Origin of the sequence: Rugamonas sp., from assembly GCF_025354735.1 — a bacterium.
Classification (GTDB): Bacteria; Pseudomonadota; Gammaproteobacteria; order Burkholderiales; family Burkholderiaceae_D; genus Rugamonas.
This window is the reverse complement of record NZ_JANXMI010000239.1, coordinates 1-22115: the sequence shown is the minus strand read 5'-3', so window position 1 is coordinate 22115 and position 22115 is coordinate 1. Positions and strand designations below refer to the sequence as shown.

Below are 22115 nucleotides of genomic sequence, written 5' to 3'. Positions count from 1 at the left end.
GTGTCGACCCGCAGCACCGATAGGACCGGCCCGAAGATCTCGTCCCGGTAGACGGCCATTTCCGGGGTCACCCGGTCGACCAGCGTCGGGCCGAAGAAGAAACCTTCCTCACCGCCTGGCACGCTGACCTCTCGTCCGTCGACGACCACTTCAGCTCCGTCAGCCAGTGCGGAGTCGACGTAGCCGGCCACCCGGTCGCGATGGACCCGGGTAATGAGTGGGCCCATGTCGGAAGTGGCGTCGTTGCCGGGGCCGGTCCGCAGGCCCCGCGCCCGGGCGGCCACCGCATCGACCAATGGATCGGCGTCACCGACCACCACCACCGCGCTGATGGCCATGCACCGCTCCCCCGCGGAGCCGTAGCCGGCACCGATCAAGGCATCAACCGTGGAGTCGAGGTCGGCGTCCGGTAGGACCACGGCATGGTTCTTGGCGCCACCCAGGGCCTGTACCCGTTTGTTCGAGGCATGACCACGTTCGAATACATGTTTGGCGACGGGCGTCGAGCCCACGAACGAGATGGCGGCCACCTTGGGGTGGTCGAGCAGAGCGTTGACGGCCTCGGCATCTCCCTGTACGACGTTGAACACTCCCTCGGGCAGTCCGGCACCACGCCACAATTCGGCGACGAGTTCTGATGGCGATGGGTCACGCTCGGACGGCTTGAGCACGAAGGTGTTGCCGCAGGCGATAGCCATCGGGAACATCCACATCGGCACCATCACGGGAAAATTGAACGGCGTGATGCCGACGCAGACGCCGAGCGGCTGGCGCACGGTCCAGGCGTCGATGCCGTTGGCGACCTGCTCGGTGATCTCGCCCTTGAGCAGCTGCGGAATGCCGCAGGCGAATTCCACCACTTCGAGGCCGCGCTGCACTTCGCCGCGCGCATCGGTGAAGACCTTGCCGTGTTCGGACGTGATGAGGGCCGCCAGCTTGTCGACATTCAGTTCCAGCAGCTCCTTGAACTTGAACATGACGCGCGCGCGCCGCAGCGGCGACGTCGCGGCCCAGGCGGGAAAGGCGGCGTGGGCGGCGGCGACGGCGTCGTTCAATTCGCCGGCGCCGGCCAGCGCCACGCGCGCGGCGACGGCGCCGGTGGCGGGATTGAACACATCGCTGACGCGGGAGTCGGACGGCGTGACGCGGCGGCCGCCGATGAAGTGGCCGATGGTGGGGATGGACATGGGGATAACCTTTTAGTGGGTGTCTGGTGGCGGGTAAGACTGCGCGGCAGTGTCAACGCGGAAGCGATAAATATCGGGCGCGATAGATGCAGGTGCTACCGTTTGCAGGCATTTCAAGTTGAAAAATCGGCGATGTCGGCGCGCGGGTCGGCGGCCGGTTTCGCGGCGCCGATTGGGGGACAGGCGAATCCGGCGACGCCAGTTCGGGGCCAGGACCGGGGGGCGGGCCCCAGCCCAAGCGCCTCAGCGCTTAATCATCCACTCGTGCGCCGGATCGTTTTTGAAGTGCCACTCGCGGGTGCGGCCGGCCATCACGTTCAGGTAATAGCCCTGATACCCGTGCGGCATCACGACAGGGTGATAGCCGCGCGGCACCATCACCACGTCGTGGTCCTCGACCGCCATCGACTGGTCGATATCGCGCGCATCCGTGTACACGCGCTGAAACGCGAACCCCTGCGGCGGATCGATGCGGTGGTAATAGGTCTCCTCCAGCGAGCTTTCCAGCGGCAGATTGTCGACATCGTGCTTGTGCGGCGGATAGCTCGACGAATGCGCCGCCGGCGTGCGCACTTCCACCACCAGCAGATGCGCCGCCGCTTCCGTGTGCGGCAGAATATCGCAGACATAGCGCGTGTTGCTGCCGCTGCCGCGCACCGACCTTTGCATGGACGACGGTTCGATCAGCCGCGCCTTGAAGTCGCCGCCGGCCGGCGCGCTGCACAGCGCCACTTCGGCCGCGCCGTGGGCGATGACGTCGACCGAGACGCGGCCGGGAACATAGACGGCATAAGGCGCGCGGTCGTCGAACACGCTGGCGCGGCCGCCGATTTCAGACCAGCTGTCGGCGCCGGCCGCCACGCTCACCACACCGCTCAACACGACGATGCAGAACTCGCGCGCGCCGGTCTCGAAGTCCAGCACCTCGCCATCGCGCAGCCGGTGCGCGGCGAATCCCACATAGTCCCAGCCGGCCGATTCCGGCGTCACGCGCACGATCTCGCGGCCGTCGGGCCTGGCCTTGACGAGTAAGCTCATGCCACCTCCCCTTGCTGTTCGATGGTCCGCACCAGCTGCCGCAAATGCCGGTAGCCCATTTCCGCGTACTGATAACTGGGCGCCACCGCCGGGTCCTGCTCGGCCTCGACCACCAGCCAGCCCTGATAGCCGTGCCGGTACAACAGCCGCAGCACGCCGTCGAAATCGATGCAGCCGTCGCCCGGCACGCTGAACGCACCATTCATCACGGCCTGCAAAAAACTCCAGTCACGATTGCGCGCCATCTTCGTCACGGCCGGCCGCACATCCTTGCAGTGCACGTGCGACACGCGCGCGATGTGCTTCTCCAGCACGGCCACCGCATCGCCGCCGCCGAAGGTCATGTGGCCGCTGTCGAACAGCAGGCCGAGTTCCGCTCCGGTCAGCGCCATCAGCTGGTCGACGTCGGCCGGCGACTCGACGTAGGCGCCCATGTGGTGGTGGTAGGACAGCCGCACGCCGTGCGCCAGCGTGTACCGCGCGAACGCGGTCATCTTGTCGGCATAGGCCTGCCACTGGGCGGCGTTGATGAAGCGCGGACGCTGGAACAGCGGCTGCGGTAGGCCCTGGATCGCATCGGCCACTTCGCCGTACACCATCACGGCCGCGCCGTTCTCGGCCAGCAGGCGCAGGTGCGGCCCGACCGCCTCGATCTCCTGCTCCACCGTGCGCGCCGGGTCGGCCAGCCGGCCCGAGTACCAGCCGGACACGCACTCCAGATTGTATTTGCCCAGCACCGCGCGCAGGGCCGCCGGCTCCTTGGGGAATTTGTTCCCCAGCTCGAAACCGCGATAGCCGATTTGCGCGCCTTCGCTGAGCGCCGTTTCCAGCGGCGTCTCGCCGCCCAGCGAGGGCAGGTCGTCGTTCATCCATGAAATCGGATTGATGCCGATCTTGACGTTGAAAGGCCGGGAACTCATAGTTTTTTCCTTTGCGCTGACTTGTCCTGTTCATACACCTGGCGCGCCTGGCGCACCTGCTCGCGCGACGACACTTCCGGCACCGCCACTTCCCACCAGCAGCCGCCCTCCTCCGTCGTGCGGGCCGGATCGGTGTCGATGCAGACCAGATAACTGCGGTCGGCCGCGCGGGCCCGCGCCATCGCCGCTTCCAGCTCCGGTATGGTCTTGACGTTTTCCGACAGCGCGCCCAGCGACCTGGCGTGCAGCGCGAAATCGATGCGCGGCATGCCGCTTCCGCCCTGCACGCAATCGTCGAATAGATTATTGAACGGCGCGCCGCCGACCGCCTGCTGCAAGCGGTTGATGCAGCCGTAGCCCCGATTGTCGAGCACCACGACGATCAGTTTTTTGCCCAGCATGACGGAGGTGGCCAGCTCCGAATTCATCATCAGGTAGCTGCCGTCGCCGACCATCACGATCACTTCCGCATCGGGCCTGGCCATCTTCACACCGAGGCCGCCGGCGATTTCATAACCCATGCACGAATAGCCGTATTCCATGTGGTAGCCGCCCGGCGTGGCCGTGCGCCACAGCTTGTGCAGCTCCGCCGGCAGCGTCCCGGCGGCGCAGACGACGATGTCGCGCGTGGTCGAATCGGCGGCCGAGCGCTGCACCGCGCCTATCACCTCGCCGTCGTGGGGCAGCGCCACGAAGCGCCGCGTGGTGATGGCGTCGACCGTTTCGCGCCACTCGCTGCCGTGGCGTTGCGCGCGTTCGGCCCAGCCGTTGGCGGAGCGCCATTCGCCCAGCAGCGCCGACAGTTTTTCCAGGCCGGCGCGCGCGTCGGACTGCACGGCCGCGCCGCGCCGCTTGAGCGCGTCGAAGCCATTGACGTTGATGCTGACCAGCTGCGCGCCGGCGAACAGCGTGTGCGAGCCGGTGGTGAAGTCCTGCAAGCGGGTGCCGACCGCCAGCACCAGGTCGGCCTGGCCGGCCAGCAGATTGGCGGCCGGCGAACCGGTGACGCCGATGGCGCCCAGCTGCATGGGATGATTCCACGGCAGCGAACTTTTCCCGGCCTGCGTCTCCGCCACCGGTATGCCGTGGCGTTCCGCGAAGGCGCGCAGTGCGGCGCTGGCCTGGCCATACAGCACGCCGCCGCCGGCCACGATCAAGGGCTGCCTGGCCTTGCGCAGCAGCGCCGCCGCCTCCGCCAGTTCGTGCTCGTCCGGCTGCACCGTGCGAAAGCGCACCAGCGGCGGATGGAAGAAGGCAATCGGATAGTCGTAGGCCATGGTCTGCACGTCCTGCGGCAGCGCCAGCGTGACCGGGCCGCACTGCGCGGCGTCGGTCAGCACGGCGATGGCGCGCGGCAGCGCCGTCATCAGCTGCTCGGGATAGATGATGCGGTCGAAGTAGCGCGACAGCGGCTTGAACGCGTCGTTGACCGACACGCTGCCGTCGCCGCCGTCCTCCAGCTGCTGCAACACCGGATCGGGCGCGCGCGACACGAAGACGTCGCCCGGCAGCAGCAGCACCGGCAGGCGGTTGACGTGGGCCAGCGCGGCCGCCGTCAGCAGGTTGGTGGCGCCGGGGCCGATCGAGGTCGTCACCGCCATCATGCGGCGCCGCATATGGGCCTTGGCGTAGGCGATGGCGGCGTGCGCCATGCCCTGCTCGTTGTGGGCCCGATAGGTCGGCAGTTCCGAGCGGTGGCCGTACAGCGCCTCGCCCATGCCGGCCACGTTGCCATGGCCGAAAATGGCGAACACGCCGCCGAACAGGGCTTCCTCCCGGCCGTCGTCGGTGGCCACGCGCAGCGCGGCCAGGTAGCGCACCAGCGCCTGCGCCATCGTCAGGCGCAGAGTATGTGTGGGGACGTTCATGCGGCGGCTCCCAATGCCTGCCGGCGCATCTGCTGCCAGAGCCGGATCAGTGTTTCGAAATTATCGCGGATATCGGCGACCAGCTGCGCGTCGTCGATCTCGCCGGCCAGCCAGCGCTGGCTGGGCGTGTGGAAGATGGTGCGGCCGACCATGAAGCCGCGGCAGGTGGCGCTGTGGCGCGCCGCCTCGAAGCTGGCCGCCAGTTCATCGATGGACGCATGGAGGCCGAGCAGCACCACGCCGCGGCAATAGGGGTCGCGCTCGTTCACCAGCGCGTCGATGGCGGACCACTGGGCCGGCTCCAGGTGCTCCAGCTTCCACCATTCCGGGTAGATGCCGATGTTATACAAGCGCTTGATGGCGCGGTAGACCGTGTCCGGCGCCGACGCCATCGTCTTCGGCGGTATCACTTCGAGCAGCAGTTCGTGGCCGCTCACCTGCGCCGCGTCGTACAGCGCCTTGACCTGCGCCTCCTGCTCCAGGCGGTTTTCGACATCGTCGTCGGGATGCAGCTGCACCAGGCATTTGATGACGTGTTCCTGCGGCCAGCTGATCAGGTGCGAACCTATCGACCGGCCGAAATCGAATTGCAGCGGATTGGAAGACGGCAGTTCGACCGGCCGCCCTATCCACCAACCGCGCCCGGTGGCGTCGTTCAGCGCGGCCTCGCCGTAGCGGTCGTCGATCAACACGCCGATGCCGCCGTTCAGCTTCAGCGCCGATTCGGTTTGCCGGACCGCCTGCACCAGCAGGCTTTTCAGCGCCGGGATGCGCGCCTCGGACACGCCCAGCTGCTGCGTCATCTCGAAGAACTGGTTGCGGTGGTCGAAGGCGAACACGCACAACTCCTTCCACTGCCTGCGGCGCGCGGTGACGCGGTGCAGGCGGTTGAGCTGCGCGTCTTCGCCGGGCCGCTGCAAACGCGCGGCGTGGGCGAGGAAGTAATCGAGTTCCGGCGGCGTCGGCATGGCCGGCGCGCAAGCGTGGCGCGCGACCACCAGCGCGCCGCAGGCGTTGGCGCTGCGGCAGCAGGCGTCGTAATCGGCGCCGCGCAACCACTCCGTCAGGAAGCCGGCCATGAAGGCGTCGCCGGCGCCGAGCACATTCATCACCTCGACCTGCACGCCGCGATAGTTGTAGGCCTCGTCGAGCGACGCGGGTATCGCGGCGGCGGCGTCGATGACGGCGCAACCGAGCGGGCCGCGCTTGACCACCAGCGCGGCCGGCGTGACCGCGCGCACGGCCTTGAGCGAGGCCATGATGTCGGCGCCGCCGCCGGCGATCATGAACTCCTCCTCGGTGCCGACCACCAGGTCGAACTTCGGCAAAATCCCGTGCAGGTGAGCGGTGACGCCGTCGTTGGAGACGAAGCGGGTTTCGCCGTCGGCGCGCGGCGACAAGCCCCACAGCACCGGGCGGTAATCGATATCGAGCACGGTGCGCACCTGGTTGCGGCGCGCGTGCGCCAGCGCCAGCGTGCTCACTTCGTGCATCGCGGCGGTGGAAAAATGGGTGCCGGTGATGAGCAGCGCCTTGCTGCTGGCGATGAAGGCTTCGTCGACGTCCTCGGGGCGGATGGCCATGTCGGCGCAGTTCTCGCGGTAGAAGATCAGCGGGAAGGTGTCGCGGTCTTTCAGGCCCAGCATGACCAGCGCGGTGAGCCGTTCGGGGTCGATGGAAACGTGGCTGACGTCGCAGCCTTCGCGGCCCAGCGTCTCGGTTAAAAAACGGCCCATGTGGTCGTCGCCGACGCGCGACAGCATGGCCGTGCGCAGGCCCAGCCGGGTGCTGCCGAAGGCGATGTTGGCCGACGAGCCGCCCAGGTATTTGGCGAAGCTGGCGACGTCTTCGAGCCGCGCGCCGATCTGCTGCGCGTATAGATCGACCGCGAGGCGGCCGAGGCAGATCAGGTCGAGCGCGCGATCGTCGGCGAAGGTGGTGGAGTTGTGCATGGTTCGCCTTTTTCTAGATGGTCACGCCATCGAGTTCGCCCATCAGTTTTTGCATTTCGGCGCCGCCGGCCATCATGTCGAGCAGTTCGTCCTTGGTGACGGTGTGCTTGGTGTAAGTGCCCAGCGACTTGCCGCGGTTGAGCAGCGTGAACGAGTCGCCGATCGGATAGGCGTGGTGCACATTGTGCGTGATGAAGACGACGGAGATGCCGCGCTCGCGCGCCTTGTGGATCAGCCGCAGCACGTTGAACGACTGCTTCACGCCCAGCGCCGCCGTCGGCTCGTCGAGGATCAGCACGCGCGCGCCGAAGTGGATGGCGCGGGCGATGGCCAGGCACTGGCGCTCGCCGCCGGACATGGTGCCGATGGCCTGGTTCGGATCGCGCACCATGATGCCCATTTCGGCCAGCTTGTCGCGCGCCGTCGCGGCCGCGTAGGCCATGTCCATCACCGGCAGCACGCCGAACAGTTTTTTCATCGGCTCGCGGCCCATGAAGAAATTGCGCGCCACCGACAGCAGCGGCACCAGTGCCAGATCCTGGTACACGGTCGCCACGCCCAGGTCGAGCGCTTCGCGCGGCGAACCGAATTGGACTTCCTTTCCGTCGACCAGATATTTTCCCTCGCTGGGCTGGTGCACGCCGGCCAGCGTTTTAATCAGCGTCGACTTGCCGGCGCCGTTATCGCCGAGCAGGCAGTGGACCTCGCCTTTTTTCAGGCGCATGGTCACGTTGCACAGCGCGATGACGGAGCCGAAACGCTTGCTGACGTCTTCCAGCGCCAGAATGTAGTCGCTCGCCGGCGCGGTGGATAATTCACTCATCTTCATTTCGCCTCCGTCACGCGGCTGCGCACATAGCGGTTGAACAGCACGGCGATCAGCAGCATCACGCCGAGGAACACGCGGAACCAGTCCGAGTTGATGTTGGTGTAGGTGATCCCGATCTGCACCACGCCGAAGATCAGCGCGCCGAAGCAGGCCCCGACCACCGAGCCGTAGCCGCCGGTCAGCAGCGAGCCGCCGATGACGGCCGCGATGATGGCCTCGAATTCCTTTTGCATGCCGCGGTCGGCCGCCGCCGAACCGACGTCGCACACTTGCAGCGTGGCGAACAGGCAGGCGCAGAAGGCGGTCAGCACGAACAATGAAGTCTTCACCAGCCGCACCGGCACGCCGACGTTCTTGGCCGCGTTGGCGTCGCCGCCGACGGCGAAGATCCAGTTGCCGAAGCGGGTGCGCGAGAGCATGAAGCCGCCGACGGCCGCCATCGCCAGCCACCAGACGATCACTTTCGGGATGCCCTTGACCAGCGGCTCGCCGCCGTCGAGCGTGGCGATCCAGCCCTGGCGGCCCATCCAGCGGAAACAGTCGATGCCGACGTCGCCGTGGAACAGGATGGTCGCCATCCAGTCGTGCGCCGCCAGTTCGCCCACGCCGCTGACGATGGTGCGGTTGGCGAACATGATCGACAGCGCCAGCGTCAGCCCGCGCAGGATGAACAGGAAGGCCAGCGTGACGATGAAGGACGGCAGCTTGGTCTTGATGACCAGGTAGCCATTGAGCCAGCCGATGGCCATCGAGCCGGCGAACGCGAACACGATGGCGCACCACACGGGCCAGTGGAAATAGACCGAGGGGATGGCGATCATCATGCCGGAAAAACCGATCATGGAGCCGATCGACAAATCGAATTCGCCGGCGATCATCAGGAGGCAGGCGCCGATGGCGATCACGCCCAGGTAGGCGGCCACCTGCATCCAGTTGACGACGCCGTCCAGGTTGAACATGCCGGACTTGCCGGCCGTGAGGCCGAAGAAGGCGAACACCAGCACCGCGCCGGAGATCGACGCGAATTCGGGTCGGCTGAACAGGCGGCCTATCCAGCCGACCTGGCGCACGCGCTCATCGCTGCCGGCCAGCGCCGGCGTCATGACCTGTATCAAGGTTTTGGGGCGGCTGGAAAACAGGGCGTGGCCCGCCATGGATTTTAAGACACTCATCACATCGTCCTTTGCTATGCAGCGGCCGCGCCCACATCGTCGATGTGCGCGGCCGCTGGCCCGGAATGACTACAATAGTCGGTCGATATCAGCGGTACTGGCCCGCGTATTTTTCGACCTTGCCGATGTTGTCGCGCGTGACGAAGCCGGGACCGGAGCTGATGTGGCGCGCGCCGTACGACGGCGTGAGCCCATATTCCGCCAGGCGCGCCTGGAATTTAGGATTCGCTTGCAGCTTGGCCTTGATGGCCGCCAGATCGGTGGTTTTGTCCTGCTTCATGATGGCCAGCACGGCGACCGGGATGTAGCCCTGCAGGTAGGGCTGCTGGTCGATGGCGAACTTGATGCTGCCGTCCTTGATGCCTTTCGAGATGTCTTCCGACAGGTCGAAGGTGGCGAAGTAGATCTTGCCCTTCAAGCCCATTTTGTCGACCGCGCGCAGCGACGGCGTGGCCGAATCGGGACCCAGCGCCAGCACCGCCTGCGTGCCCGGATTGGAGCGCAGGTAGGCGCTGACCTTGCTTTCGATCACGCCCGGGTCGACGCCGTTGGTGTCGAGCGTGGCGGCCTTGTAGTCGACCCCCAGCGCGTCGGCGAAACCGCGGCAGCGCTCGAACGAGGACGGGTTGGTGGCGTAGTGGTTGACGCAGACGAAGGACTTGATGCCGGCCGCCTTGGCGCGCTGGCCGGCGCCCAGGCCGGCCTCGTATTCCGGCTGGCCCACGTGCATGAGGGCGCCCAGCTGCTCGCTCTGCGCCAGCGTGCCGGAGTTGATCGTGATGAGCGGGATTTTTTTCGCCACCACCTGGGCCAGCGGTTTTTGCAGCACGCTGAAGTCGGCGATGCTGACGATGACGCCATCGTAGTTGCGGGCCGAGGCCTGCTCGACCAGGCGCGCCATGTCGGCCAGGTCGCCGTTCGGCGGATTGCGGTAGTCGACGGTGACGTTGAAGTCCTCGCCGGCCTGCTTGATGGCGTTCTTGATGGTGTTCCACCACGAGTCCGAATCCGGCGCGTGGCTGATGAGAACGAATTTTTCGCCGGCGGCCTGGCCGGCGCCGGCCGCCGTCAGCAGCGCCAGCGCGGCCGCGCATTGCATGACGGTGCGGGTGAAGTTCCTGCGTTTGTATCCTTGCATGATGTCGTCTCCGTTGTATTTTTTTTGGACTGCATTCAGGTTCGATGATTCCATGAAATTCAATGCGCGCCCACGGGGGGACGTATGCATTGAAACCAAGCTTAGTACAACGTCAACGCAAACGCAATTTCTTTTTCAATTTAAATTTAAATAGAAATGTGTTTCTATTTTGAGGCCGGACTTCTATAATTCCCGTCATCGAAACAGGGAGTGGATGATGGCAGAACCGATGGCAAACCCGGTGGCGGAGCCCATGGCGGAAACGAGCGCGGTGGAGCAGCTGATGCAGCAGATCGCGGACGAATACGAGTCGTTGTCGCGCCAGCTCAAGGTCATCGCCAAGCATGTCGAACAGCACAAGGCCAGCCTGATGCTCGACAAGATCAGCGACCTGGCCGCCGCCTGCGACGTGCAGCCCTCGGCCATCGTGCGCTTCGCGCAGCGCTTCGGCTTCAGCGGCTACAGCGAAATGCAGGACGTGTTCCGCGCCGAGTACGCGGGCCAGTCCGGCGCCGCGCCCACTTACCAGCAGCGCATCCGAAAAATCATCGCCACCCGCGACGACAAGCTGCACGTCGGCGACATGACGCGCGAATTCATCGACGCCAGCCGCGCCGGCCTGGCCGAGCTGTCGGCGGGACTCGACGACGGCCAGCTCGAAGCGGCCGTCACGCTGCTGCAAAAGGCCGACAACATCTACGTGGTCGGCGTGCGGCGCGCGTTTCCGGTCGCCTCCTACATCGCCTATGCGCTGCAAAACACGAACAAGCGCGTGCACCTGGTGTCCGGCATGGGCGGCATGTACCGCCAGCAGATCCGCAGCGTGCGCGAACGCGACGTCGTCATCGCCATCAGCTTCGCGCCCTACGGCAAGGAGACGCTGTACTGCGCGCGCGTCGGCCACCACCAGCGCGCCAAGCTGCTCGTCATCACGGACAGCAAACTGTCGCCGCTGGCGCGCAGCGCCGACGCCATGCTGACCGTGGCCGAAGGCAGCGCCTTCGCCTTCCGCTCGCTCACCAGCACCATTTGTCTGTGCCAGGCCCTGTTCATCGCGCTGGCCTACAAGCTTGAATTGGACATCGAAGAAACCCAGGACCCCGGAGGATATGATGATTGAGGCAGCACTGTTCGGCGCCGGTCGCATCGGCAAAATACACGCGGCGAATCTGGCGCGCCAGCCCGGCGTGCGCTTGAAGTACGTGGTCGATGTCGACGCCGAATCGGCGCAGGCGCTGGCGCGGCTGCACGGCGCGGCCGTCGCCGGGGTCGAACAGGCGCTGGCCGATCCGACCGTCCGGGCGGTGGTCATCGCGTCCAGCACCGACACCCACTCGGACCTGATCGTGCGCGCCGCCGCCGCCGGCAAGGCGATCTTTTGCGAGAAGCCGGTCGACCTGACGCTGGCGCGCGCGCAGGCGGCGGCCGACGCGGTCAAGCAGGCCGGCGTGTTGTGCATGATAGGCTTCCAGCGCCGCTACGACCCGACCTTCGCCGCCGTCAAGGCGCGCCTGCTGGCCGGCGAAATCGGCGCGCCCGAAATGCTGACCATCACCAGCCGCGATCCCGGCGCGCCGCCGGTCAGCTACATCCAGGTTTCGGGCGGCATCTTCAAGGACATGCTGATCCACGACTTCGACATCTTCCGCTGGATACTCGACGACGAGGCGGCCAGCGTCTACGCCACCGGCAGCTGCCTGGTCGACCCGGCCATCGGCGCGGCCGGCGACCTCGATTGCACGGCCGTGACGATACGCACGCACGGCGGGCGGCTGTGCCAGATCAACACCAGCCGCCGCGCCGCCTACGGCTACGACCAGCGCTTCGAAATCCTCGGCAGCGACGGCATGCTGCAAGCGGAAAACCACCGGCCGACGGAAGTGGTGTCGCACACGGCGCGCAGCGTCAGCCACGACAAGCCGGAACACTTTTTCCTGGAGCGCTACCGGGCCGCCTACGCCGCCGAAATCGCGCACTTCTTCGACGCCATGATGAACGGCACGCCGTTGCGCACCACGGTGCACGACGGCCTGAAGGCGCTGGAACTGGCCGAGGCGGCGACCACCTCGTGGCGCGAAAAGTGCATCGTCAACCTGTAGGAGGCGCGCCATGGTGGAGAGCTTGAAAGTCGGTATCGTCGGCCTGGGGCGGCTCGGCCAGCGCCACGCGGAAAACCTGGCGCAGCGCGTGCCGCGCGCGCAGCTGGTGGCCGCGTGCAGCCCGCTGGAACCGGAGCTGGACTGGGCCCGCGACACGCTCGGCGTGGCGCACTGTTATGCGCAATATACGGCGCTGCTGGCGCATCCCGGCCTCGACGCGGTGTTCCTCGTGACGCCGACGGCGCTGCACGCGGAGCAGATCATCCTGGCGCTACAGGCGGGCAAGCATGTGTTTTGCGAGAAGCCGCTGTCGCTCGATTTGCAGGATTGTCTGCGGGTCGAGGCGGAGGCGGCGCGCCATCCGGAACTGAAGGTGATGATAGGCTTTGTGCGGCGCTTCGACGCCAGTTACCGCGACGCCGCGCGCAAGATCGGCGAGGGCCTGATCGGCCAGCCTTATTTAATCCGCTCGCAGACCCTGGACCAGAACGATCCGGGCGGCTTCTTCGTGCGCTTCGCCGCCAGCAGCGGCGGCATCTTCCTCGATTGCAGCGTGCACGATATCGACCTGGCGCGCTGGCTGCTGGGCAGTCCGGCGCCGCGCCGCGTGTATGCGATCGGCACCAATGTGATCCATCAGGGCTTGCGCGAATTCGACGATGTCGACAACGGCATGGCGACACTGGAATTCGGCGACGGCAGCATGGCCAGCTTCATGGCCTCGCGCACGATGGCGCACGGGCACGAGACATTGACGGAGGTGTTTGGCTCGCACGGCCGGCTGACCATAGGCGCGGGAGCGCGGCTGCACCGGGTCGAGATCGCGGACCAGCACGGGCTGCGGCATGAGTGCACGCCGGATTTCTACAGCCGCTTCAGCGACGCGTTTTTACTGGAGGCGCGCGAGTTCGTCGACGCCGCGCTGGGACGGGGCACGCTGTCGCTCAGCCTCGCCGACGCGACCGAGGCCACCCGCATCGGACTGGCGATGACGCAGGCGATGCGCGAGCATAGGCCGGTCGATTTCGGGTAGGGATGGGGGACGGGCGCCCACTCAATCCAGCTGCGCGGCCTTGGCGGTGCGCCGCGTTTGGGGGAAGCGCAGCTTGTACTGCAAGCCCTGCCCCGGCGCGCTGTCGACTTTGACGGTGCCGCCCAGGGCGCCCGTCACCAGGTTGTACAGGATGTGCGCGCCCAAACCGCTGCCGCCGGCGCCGCGCTTGGTGGTGAAAAACGGATCGAACAACTGCGCCAGCGTCGCCGCGTCCATGCCGGCGCCGTCGTCGCTGTAGTCGAAGCGCACATGGTCGCCATCGACCTGGCCGGCGATCCTGATGGTACCGCCCCGGTCCTCGTCGAAGCCATGTACCAGTGAGTTCATCACCATGTTGGTGACGATCTGCGAGACGGCGCCGGGGAAGCTGGCCAGTTCGATATCGGGCGGACAGTCGATTTCTATCTTGACGTGCTTGCCCTTCAGTTTGGGTTGCAGCGACAGCAGCACTTCATCGAGATATTTGCGCAGGTTGAAGCTGCGGATATCGTCCGACGACTGGTCCACGGCGACCTGCTTGAAGCTGCGCACCAGCGCCGCCGCGCGCTGGGTGTTGGTGGTCATGATGCGCAGCGACTGGTCGACGATGTCCAAGAATTCGTTGAGGCCCTCCTCGTTCAGGGTGCCGGCGGCCATGTCTTCCTTGGTCAGCTTGAGCTCCTGCACCAGGTGGCTGGTGGCGGTGACGCAGATGCCCAGCGGCGTGTTGATCTCGTGCGCGACGCCGGCCACCAGGCGGCCCAGCGACGCCAGCTTCTCCTGCCGCACCAGTTCCGACTGCGCGTCCTTGAGCGCCGTCAGCGCGGAGTTCAGCGCCGCGTTCTGTTCTTCCAGCGCGTCCTTGGCGCGGCGGATGGCGCGGTCGGCCTGCAGGCGCGCGATGGCGACGGCGACGTGGCTGGCCATGAAGGCGAGGATGTCGAGGTCGGCCTGGGTGTAGCGCACCGACGCGTCGTAGCTTTGCACGATGATGACGCCGTAGACGCGGTCGCCCAGCAGCATCGGCGCGCCCATCCAGCTTTCGATGCTGACGTTGCCGAGCGGCTGGTGCATGGTGCCGCTGGCGACCAGCGCGGCGTAGCCGGCGGCGTCGAGCAGGCACGGTTGTTTGCGCTCGAGCACATAGGAGCTCATGCCGATGCCGTATTCGAAGCGCTTGACGGGCGCATGGTCGTCCTTCTCGTCGACGAAATAGGGGATGCTGATTTCCGCGCTTTCGGGATGGTAGAGCGCCATCAGGAAGTTCTTGGCCGTGACCAGCTGGCTGATGATCTGGTGCAGGCGCGAGTTCAGCGTGGCGCCGTCGGACGCGGTGGCCGACAGTTCGGCCAGCTGGTACAGGGCGCGCTGGATGTTTTCGGCGCGGCGCCGTTCGGCCACTTCGTGGGCCAGCAGCGCGGTGCGTTCCTGCACGGCGCGTTCCAGCCGGTCCATGCTCTGCAAGCCTTGCAGCGCGCTCGAGACGTGGTTGGCGATCAGCGCGAACAGGGCCTGGTCTTCGTCGTTGAAGGTGTGCTGCTTGTCGTAGCTCTGGATCACGATGGCGCCCAGCGCCTGGTGGTTCTGGTCCAGCAGCGGGCAGCCCATCCAGTGCTCGGCGACGGTGCCGACGCCGAAGGCGTTGCCGTCGTCTTTTTTCGAGATGTGCTCGGCCGCCGTCATGATGAGGCGCTGGCGGTTCAGGATCACCCAGGCCGTCGGCGAATCCTCGGGCGAGGCCAGCGCGACGAGTTCGGCGCGGTCGGGCGCCTCGTCGACTTCATCGACGAAATAGACGAAGCGGACCGTGTTGTCGGGCTGGTCCTGGTCGCCGAGGGCGACGTAGAAGTTGGCCGCGTACATGATGCGGCCCAGCGCGGCGTGCACTGATTGCAGAAATTCCGTGATTTCGGTGCAGCTGCTCGACATCTGCCCGATTTCCAGCAACATGCTTTGCACCGCCTCCAGGCGGCTAAGACGACTTTCTTCCATCGATTTTCCTCTACTGATGCGTAGAGGAAATACTATCAGGTCGCGCCGGCTTCGGGGGGATGCCGGGCGGCGATTTTTGCAACGATTCCCGGCTCAGCGCTGCGGCTTGCGGTAGCCGTTGGCGATCCAGGCCTCGGCGCTGGCCACCGTCAGCTTGAAGGTCGGCGCCACGCGCACCTGGGCCAGCTGCTCGTTGTAGGGATCGAAGGCGGTCAGCAGGGCGTAGGCGTCGTCCTCGTCGGGCACGATGTCGAGCGTGACCTTGAACTGCTGGCCGTCCCCGGCGCTGGCGAAGACGTTCTTGTGCAGTTGCGCGTGCAGCTGCTGCTCGTGGCGGCGCAGCACTTCGTTGACGGTCTTGACCAGGGTGTTGAAGGCGTTGACGTCGAGCGGCTTGGGATTTTTCTTGTCGCGGCCCATGGTCCACGGGCCGACCAGCGCCGGTTCCGGCTCGCCGTCCTTAATCATGGCGACGGCCCAGCCCTCGTCCTCCTCGTTCTTGATGACGCGCGCGGTGAAGCCATTGCCCTGCCACACGCGGGCTTGCTGGATCGGCGCGTCATCGTCGGCGGGTTCGGTGAAATCGGGTTCGTCGTGGCTCATGCTGGCGGCTCGCGGTAAAAAAGACTGGGGGTCAGCATCATAGTCGAATTCGGCGCCGCGCGGTATCGGCCGGCGCTGGCATTCGCGCTGGCCGCCGCGTCGTTCAGCGCCAGCGCCGCCATCGGCACCCAGGTCAGCGGCGGTCCCCTGTCGCCCCTGGGCGGCACGACGCTGGTCGATTTCGACCACCCGATTCCGCTCGGCATCAGCTACAGCGCCGGCTACGTCACCATGAACACCAGCATCGGCACCTCGGCCGCGCGGCCTGACGCCGCGCCCTTGCCACGGCAAAAAACCCGCGACGTTTGCGGGCTTTTTCTTTTTTCGGCAGCGAAAACAACGGCACCCGGCCCCTGCCCGCTTCCAGCCGGGATATTGCCGGCGCTAACCGACCAGGCAGGACACGCAGGGCCGCGACGGCGGCTTGATCGGCGGGCGCAGCGGCGTGATGCGCGGGTCGATGGCCGGTTCCGGCATCTGGTAACTAAAAGGGGTGATGATGATAGGCGGTATCGTCGGCGGCGCCGACGGCGGTCCTTTGGGGCCACCGCCCGAGCACTGGTACGCGCTGCGTTGGCGCTGAGCCCGATTGCTGGTCGAGGATATCGATTGACCCTCGCTGATGTCTAACCATGCCATGTTGCCCTCCGTGCAGAACTTAGACGTTCAGTATAGGCAGTGATGTCTTAAATTCAAGGAAAAATCCTGCCGGCATCGGATATACCGCCGCCGGCGCGCGCCGTTGAGCGGACGCCGGCCGCCATCCATGCCGCCAAACGCGCCGTCCGTCGCACGGCGCTGGCCGGCGCCGGACGCCGCCGCTACAGTTCAACCATGCCCAAGAGCATGACCCACTCCCCACACTGAACGAGGTTCGCCATGAACATGACCATCAAAAAAATTGTGCCCGCCGCCGTGATCGTCTTGCTGGCCGTCGCCGCGTGGCACGCGATCGATGTCGGCGACATGCGGGTCGACATCGACGGCGAACAGCTCGACGGCCCCTTCGGCACGCTGCTCGGCCTGCTGTTCGGGGCCGGCGGCCTGATCGTCGCCGCCGTCGCCGTCACCTGCGCGGCCTTGTTCGTCGGTGTGCTGTTCGCCGGCCTGGGCATCGTGATGTTGACCGGCATGGCCTTGCTGGCGCTGCTGCTGGCGGCCGTCATCGCGCCGTTCACGCTGCCGCTGCTGATCCCGCTGGGCATCTTCTGGCTGCTGTCGGCCCGCGCCAGGCGCAAACAGGGTAAGCCGCAGGCCGCCTGATCCCGCGCGGCCGCGTTCACGGCATCGGCAGCGTGCCCTGCGCCATCGCCGATTCCAGCTCCACCCGGTCGCGCCCGCCGCGCTTGGCGCGGTACAGCGCCTGGTCGGCGCGGATCAGGGCGGCGTCGGCGTCAGTGTCGGCGCCGCACATGGCGGCGATGCCGATGCTGACCGTCACCGTGTAGCTGCGCCCGTCCAGCAACAGCGGCGTGGCGGCGATGCGCTGGCGCAGGCGGTCGGCGAACAGGGCCGCCGCGTCAATCGCGGTGCCCGGCAGCAGCACCGCGAACTCCTCGCCGCCGACCCGGCCCAGCGTGTCGATCTTGCGCTGGCTGTCGCGCATCAGCGCGGCCACGTGGCGCAGCACGGCGTCGCCGGTCGGGTGGCCGTATTCATCGTTGATGCGCTTGAAGTGGTCGAGGTCCAGCATCAGCACGGCCGCGCAGCCGCCGACGTCGCGTTGCAGCCGCGCCTGCTCGTCGTCCAGCCGCGCCGTGAAGGCGCGCCGGTTCGGCAGGCCGGTGAGGAAATCGGTGGTGGCCAGCACCAGCAATTCATCGTTCATGCGCTTGCGCTCCGTGATGTCGACCGTCGAGACGATGACGAAGTCCAGGCTGTGGGTGTGGCCCGGCATCACCAGCAAGGTCAGCTCGTTCTGGCGCGCCACGCCGTCGAGCCGCAGGAAGCTGCTCTCGCAGGCGAACAGCAGCTCGCCGCCGGCCAGCGCGGCGACGGCCCGCGCGAAGGCGGGCATGGCGGCTGCGTCGAAATTCTGCGCCAGGCTGAGCGCGGCGGCGTCGCCCGGCCCGGCGCCCACCTGCAGCCGCGCGGCGGTGTTGACGTCGAGGATGCGCACCAGCGCGGCCAGCCGGGTGAGTTCGCTCGGATTGGCGTCCAGGTAGCGCCCCAGCTCGTCCACGCCGGACAGCTCCAGCTCGGCCAGCGCGGCGCGCACGGCCGACCAGTCCTGCTCCCACAGCGCGACGGGCGCGTGGTCGTACAGGCTGCGGAAGCGCGCTTCGCCGGCGCGCAGCGCGACGGCGGCCTGGGCCTGCTCGATGGCGATGCCGGCCAGGTGGGCGGCCTGCTCGATGAGCGCGATATTGGCCATGCTGGGCCGGTGCGCCGCGTGGTGGTAGATGGCGAAGGTGCCCAGCACCTGGCCGGTGGCGCCGAAGATGGGGTCGGACCAGCACGAGCCCAGCCGAGCGCGCGCCGCCAGCTCCTTGAACGGCGCCCACGAAGGGTCGGTGGCGATGTCGTCGACGATGACGCGGCGGCCCTCGAGCGCGGCGCGGCCGCAGCTGCCCAGGCCGCCGGCCGTCGGCAAGCCGTGGATGGCGGCGTTGAAGAAGGCCGGCAGGCTGGGCGCGGCGCCCACCAGCAGGTGCGTGCCGGCCTCGTCGAGCAGCAAGATGCTGCACAACATGTCGGGATTGCCGGCCTCGACGCCGAGCACCACGCCCTCCAGGATCGTTTGCAGCGGCGCGCCGGTGGCCAGCAATTCCAGCACGTGGCGCCGGGTCTGCTCGCGCTGCTCGATCTGGGTGCGCTCGGTGATGTCGCGGAAGGACCACAGCCGCGCCGGCGCGCTGCCCACGCGCAGGCCGCGCGTGAACAGCTCGACGGTGCGGCCGTCCCGCAGCTTGAGCAGCGCGCGGTGCTCGTCGCCGTCGGCGTGCAGGCGGGCCTCGGCTTGCAGCAGCGGCCCCGTCTGCAACAGCTGGTCGGCCAGATGCTGCAACAGCACGGCGCCGTCACCCTGCCAGTCGAGCTGCTCGGGCACGTTCCACAGGGCGCGGAAGCGGCGGTTGGAATTGAGCACCATGCCTTGCAGATTGTCGACCAGGATGCCGTCGATGGTCGAGTCGAGTATGCTGCGCAGCACGGCCTGGCTGCGCTGGGCGCTGTCGGCCAGCGCCACCAGCGTCGTTTGCCCCTCCTTGAGCTCGGCCGTCAGCACGCGCGCGCGGCGCAGCGCGGCGCGCGCCTTGGCGCGACTGCGCGCCAGCAGCCAGGCCAGCCCCGCCAGCGTGACGCCGAGCAGCAGGCCGGCGCCGGCGATCAGGCGCGGCTTGTCGGCCCGGCTGCCGAGCGGACCGAGCGGCTCGCTCAGGCGCACGCTCCAGCGGTGGCCGGCTATCCGTATCGTTTGCACCGCCGCGCGCCGCGCGGGGCCATCGGCGGCAGCGGCGCCCGTGTCGTACATCAGCGCGGCCGGCGCCAGCGCGGCGCCGTCGTAGATTTCCACGTCGAGCTTGCCGCTGTAGGCGCTCCCTATGCCACTCATCACGTCGCCGATGCGGAACGGCGCATAGACCCAGCCGCGCAGCGCGGCGCGGCGCTCGGCCAGCGTGGCGTGCGGCGCGCCGTTGCGGTACACGGGCAGCACCACCAGAAAGCCGGCCTGCTCCGGCGGCAGCGCCGTGCTCTCCTGCACCAGGCGCACCCGGCCGCTCATGGCCGGCATGCCCGAATCGCGCGCCTGCTCCAGCGCCGCGCGGCGCACCGGCTCGGACCACAGGTCGTAGCCGAAGGCGCGCAGATTGCTGCCGCTGAACGGCTCCAGATAGGTGCTGGCCGCGTAGGCGGCGCGCCGGCCCGGCGGCGTGATGGTGAAATCGGGATAGCCTTCGGCGCGGACCATGGCGATATAGGCGTCGCGGCCGGCGTCGTCGAGCAGCGCGATGTAGCCGACGCCGTGGATGCCGGGGAAATGCTGGTTCAAGTCCTGGCCGGCCAGGTAGGCGCGGAATTCGCCGCGCTCGACATCGTGCGAGCTGGCGAACAGGCCCTGCACGCCGTACAGCACCTGCACATAGATCTGCATGCGCTGGGCGACATTGTTGAGCAGCTCGTGGACGCGGAAATCAAAATCGCCCTGGGCGTCTTGCGCCGCGTCGGTGCGCGCACTGTGCCACAGCGCCAGCGTGGTGGCCAGGCACAGGGACAGGATCAGACTGGACAGCAATGCCGGGCTCAGCAAAAGCTGCAGCATCCGGCCGCGCCGCGGCCTGGCAACAGGATGATTCATGAACGGTGGGCGCCTCAACTCGACACGGTGAACTAGCCGCAACGCCAGCACCTGGCGTGTGGGTCATAGTACGTGAGAGCTTGCACGCACGCAATAACACGCTGACGCGGCGGGCCACAAATGCCGCGCCGGACCCGAATCAGCAACAGCGCGACCGGGCCGCCTTGCCGGTCCGACTCAGCCCGGTGCGGCCGACGTCAGTCCGGGAAGCGGTCGCCGAACATCGGCAAGCCGCTCCGCGAGCCGGCGCGGGTGGCCTCGTCCTGGATCACATCCCAGTGCTCGACGAAGATGCCGTCGACGATGCGCAAGATGTCGAGCACCACCCACGACGGCCCCGGCAGGCCGGAGAAGCGGCCGTGCAGCATGACGAAATCGCCCTCGGCCATCACCAGGCTCGCTTCGTACTTGACCGAGGCCGGCAGGCTGGCGATCAGATTGAACAGGCCGTCGCGGCCCGGCGGGATGTGGGCGCTGTGCTGCAAATAATCGGGCGACCAGTAGCGTTCGGCGGCGCCGGGATCGCGCCGATTGAAGGCGGCGTCGAAGGCGGCCAGCGCCAGGGCTTTGTTGTTCGCTTCTTTGGTGTTCATGCGCTTCTCCAGGGTTGGGGCAATCACGATTATGATCGACATTGTGATTGTGCCGGCCCGGCCGCTGGCTGTCAATCACAATTTAGGTCATAATTGTGTTTTGAGAATGCGGCGGGAGTGGACCATGGGAGTATCGAAAGAACAGACCGTTTTGAACCGGCAAGCGATCCTGGCGGCGGCCGAGCGCCTGTTCCGCGAACGCGGCGTCGACGGCGTGGGATTGGTGGAATTGATGAAGGAAGCCGGTTTCACGCAGGGCGGCTTTTACAACCACTTCGAGTCCAAGCAGGCGCTGGCGGCGGAAGTGGTGAACCACGCCCTCGCCGCGGCCGGCGACAAGCTGGCGGCGGACCTGGGCCAGCCGCTGGCGCCCGGCCAAGACCTGTTGCGGCGCCAGCTCGATTATTATTTTTCCAGCGCCCACCGCGACGATCTGGCGAGCGGCTGCGCCATCGGCGGCATGGCCGGCGAAGTGGCGCGCCTGAACGCCGACGCCCAGCTCCATTTCGCGCAGGGCATGGAAGCGGCGTTCAGCGCCTTCGGCGCATTGCTGGCGGCGTCGGCCGCGACGTCGGCCGCGAGCTCGGCCGGAGCACCGGCATCGGCGCCAAATTCGCGACCCGGCGGGCGCGCCCGCGCCATCGCCCTGTACTGCGAGATGGTGGGTGCGCTGATGTTGTCGCGCGCCGTCGGCGACGCCGTGCCGGCGCTGTCGGAAGAAATCCTGCGGGCCGCGCGCGACAGCACCTTCGCGGCCCTGATCTGATCTGAGCTAGCCGGCGGCGACAGCGGCCCGCCGCATGCCCAGGCAGTGGATGCCGGCCGCGACCAGGCCCAGCACGACGCCGAAGACGACGATGCCGCTCCAGCCGTAGCGCGCCATCAGCGAGCCGCTGGCCATCACGCCGAGCGCGCCGCCGGTGAAGGTGGCCGTCATGTACAGGCTGTTGATGCGGCCCTGCGCCTTGGGATCGACGGCGAAGGCGCGGGTCTGGTTGGACACCAGGCCCGACTGCACGCCGATGTCGAGCACGATCACGCCGATCACCAGAAATATCAGCGACGACTGCGCGCCGGCCAGCAGCAGAAACGCCAGCGTGACGATGGCGATGCTGGCGCCGATGACGGTGCGCGAGCCGAGCCGGTCGGCGGCGCGTCCGCCCAGCGTCGCGGCCAGCGCGCCGGCCGCGCCGATGATGCCGAAGCCGCCCGCCCACGCGCTGCCCAGGTGCAGCGGCCCGTTCGCCAGCAGCGCCGCCAGGTTGACCCAGAAGGCGTTGAAGCACGCCCACAGCAGCGCCTGCACCATCATCGATTCGCGGATGGGGCGATGGTCGCGCGCCAGCGGCCACAGCGACGCCAGCAGGCGGCCGTAGGACAAGTCCGTGGTGCTC

The 22115-nt window shown here is 67.3% G+C and carries 20 protein-coding genes; 5 read left to right on the top strand and 15 right to left on the bottom strand.

From position 1 onward, the window contains the following. From mmsA to Q0S71_RS19920, 8 genes are all read right to left on the bottom strand, one after another. A partial coding sequence (gene mmsA, locus Q0S71_RS19955) for a CoA-acylating methylmalonate-semialdehyde dehydrogenase (RefSeq protein WP_295999790.1) occupies positions 1-1187 on the bottom strand: 1187 nt, incomplete at its 3' end. 243 nt (positions 1188-1430) lie between these two features. Further along, entirely contained in the window at positions 1431-2225 is a 795-nt protein-coding gene (gene iolB / locus Q0S71_RS19950; protein WP_295999789.1) for a 5-deoxy-glucuronate isomerase, read from the bottom strand. Beyond that, positions 2222-3145 (bottom strand): myo-inosose-2 dehydratase, encoded by a 924-nt coding sequence (iolE, locus tag Q0S71_RS19945; RefSeq protein WP_295999788.1) that lies wholly within the window; start codon positions 3143-3145, stop codon positions 2222-2224. Before iolE ends, iolB begins: the two co-directional genes overlap by 4 nt. Further along, positions 3142-5013: a 3D-(3,5/4)-trihydroxycyclohexane-1,2-dione acylhydrolase (decyclizing) gene (gene iolD / locus Q0S71_RS19940; protein WP_295999787.1), complete on the bottom strand. Its 1872-nt coding sequence runs from the start codon at positions 5011-5013 to the stop codon at positions 3142-3144. Before iolD ends, iolE begins: the two co-directional genes overlap by 4 nt. After that, positions 5010-6965, bottom strand: a complete 1956-nt coding sequence (gene iolC / locus Q0S71_RS19935; protein ID WP_295999786.1) for a 5-dehydro-2-deoxygluconokinase — start codon at positions 6963-6965, stop codon at positions 5010-5012. The genes iolD and iolC overlap by 4 nt, the downstream gene beginning before the upstream one ends. A 13-nt stretch (positions 6966-6978) precedes the next feature. Further along, entirely contained in the window at positions 6979-7788 is an 810-nt protein-coding gene (locus tag Q0S71_RS19930; protein ID WP_295999785.1) for an ATP-binding cassette domain-containing protein, read from the bottom strand. A gap of 2 nt (positions 7789-7790) precedes the next feature. Beyond that, complete coding sequence (locus tag Q0S71_RS19925; protein WP_295999792.1) at positions 7791-8897, bottom strand: ABC transporter permease; 1107 nt, start codon at positions 8895-8897, stop codon at positions 7791-7793. 157 nt (positions 8898-9054) lie between these two features. Next, complete coding sequence (locus Q0S71_RS19920; protein ID WP_295999791.1) at positions 9055-10065, bottom strand: sugar ABC transporter substrate-binding protein; 1011 nt, start codon at positions 10063-10065, stop codon at positions 9055-9057. A gap of 292 nt (positions 10066-10357) precedes the next feature. Here Q0S71_RS19920 and Q0S71_RS19915 point away from each other — a divergent pair, with 292 nt between their 5' ends. From Q0S71_RS19915 to Q0S71_RS19905, 3 genes are read left to right on the top strand one after another with little or no spacing between them, the layout of a single operon-like run. Next, on the top strand, positions 10358-11224 hold the full coding sequence (locus tag Q0S71_RS19915; RefSeq protein ID WP_295999784.1) for a MurR/RpiR family transcriptional regulator: 867 nt from the start codon (positions 10358-10360) through the stop codon (positions 11222-11224). Next, a complete protein-coding gene (iolG, locus tag Q0S71_RS19910) occupies positions 11217-12203 on the top strand; it encodes an inositol 2-dehydrogenase (protein ID WP_295999783.1) in 987 nt (328 codons plus the stop codon). The genes Q0S71_RS19915 and iolG overlap by 8 nt, the downstream gene beginning before the upstream one ends. A gap of 10 nt (positions 12204-12213) precedes the next feature. Beyond that, positions 12214-13236, top strand: a complete 1023-nt coding sequence (locus tag Q0S71_RS19905) for a Gfo/Idh/MocA family oxidoreductase (RefSeq protein WP_295999782.1) — start codon at positions 12214-12216, stop codon at positions 13234-13236. 21 nt (positions 13237-13257) lie between these two features. On the opposite strand, the gene Q0S71_RS19900 is transcribed toward Q0S71_RS19905, so the two are convergent. From Q0S71_RS19900 to Q0S71_RS19885, 4 genes are all read right to left on the bottom strand, one after another. Beyond that, complete coding sequence (locus Q0S71_RS19900) at positions 13258-15228, bottom strand: GAF domain-containing sensor histidine kinase (protein WP_295999781.1); 1971 nt, start codon at positions 15226-15228, stop codon at positions 13258-13260. A gap of 93 nt (positions 15229-15321) precedes the next feature. After that, positions 15322-15831 (bottom strand): hypothetical protein, encoded by a 510-nt coding sequence (locus Q0S71_RS19895; RefSeq protein WP_295999776.1) that lies wholly within the window; start codon positions 15829-15831, stop codon positions 15322-15324. After that, positions 15828-16037, bottom strand: a complete 210-nt coding sequence (locus tag Q0S71_RS19890; RefSeq protein WP_295999769.1) for a hypothetical protein — start codon at positions 16035-16037, stop codon at positions 15828-15830. Before Q0S71_RS19890 ends, Q0S71_RS19895 begins: the two co-directional genes overlap by 4 nt. 178 nt (positions 16038-16215) lie before the next feature. Further along, the gene (locus Q0S71_RS19885) at positions 16216-16470 is read right to left on the bottom strand and encodes a hypothetical protein (RefSeq protein ID WP_295999765.1); all 255 of its coding nucleotides are present in this window, start codon (positions 16468-16470) and stop codon (positions 16216-16218) included. A 240-nt stretch (positions 16471-16710) separates the two neighbouring features. Between Q0S71_RS19885 and Q0S71_RS19880 the strand changes: the two genes are divergently transcribed. Further along, positions 16711-17094: a hypothetical protein gene (locus Q0S71_RS19880; RefSeq protein ID WP_295999762.1), complete on the top strand. Its 384-nt coding sequence runs from the start codon at positions 16711-16713 to the stop codon at positions 17092-17094. A gap of 16 nt (positions 17095-17110) precedes the next feature. On the opposite strand, the gene Q0S71_RS19875 is transcribed toward Q0S71_RS19880, so the two are convergent. Continuing rightward, positions 17111-20092, bottom strand: a complete 2982-nt coding sequence (locus tag Q0S71_RS19875) for a CHASE domain-containing protein (protein ID WP_295999760.1) — start codon at positions 20090-20092, stop codon at positions 17111-17113. A gap of 233 nt (positions 20093-20325) precedes the next feature. Next, a complete protein-coding gene (locus Q0S71_RS19870; protein WP_295999758.1) occupies positions 20326-20721 on the bottom strand; it encodes an ester cyclase in 396 nt (131 codons plus the stop codon). Positions 20722-20845: 124 nt separating this feature from the next. On the opposite strand from Q0S71_RS19870, the gene Q0S71_RS19865 reads away from it, so the two are divergent. Continuing rightward, positions 20846-21487, top strand: a complete 642-nt coding sequence (locus Q0S71_RS19865; RefSeq protein WP_295999756.1) for a TetR/AcrR family transcriptional regulator — start codon at positions 20846-20848, stop codon at positions 21485-21487. Between the two features lie 6 nt (positions 21488-21493). Here Q0S71_RS19865 and Q0S71_RS19860 read toward each other — a convergent pair. Beyond that, the coding region (locus tag Q0S71_RS19860; protein WP_367185322.1) for an MFS transporter at positions 21494-22115 on the bottom strand (622 nt) is incomplete at its 5' end.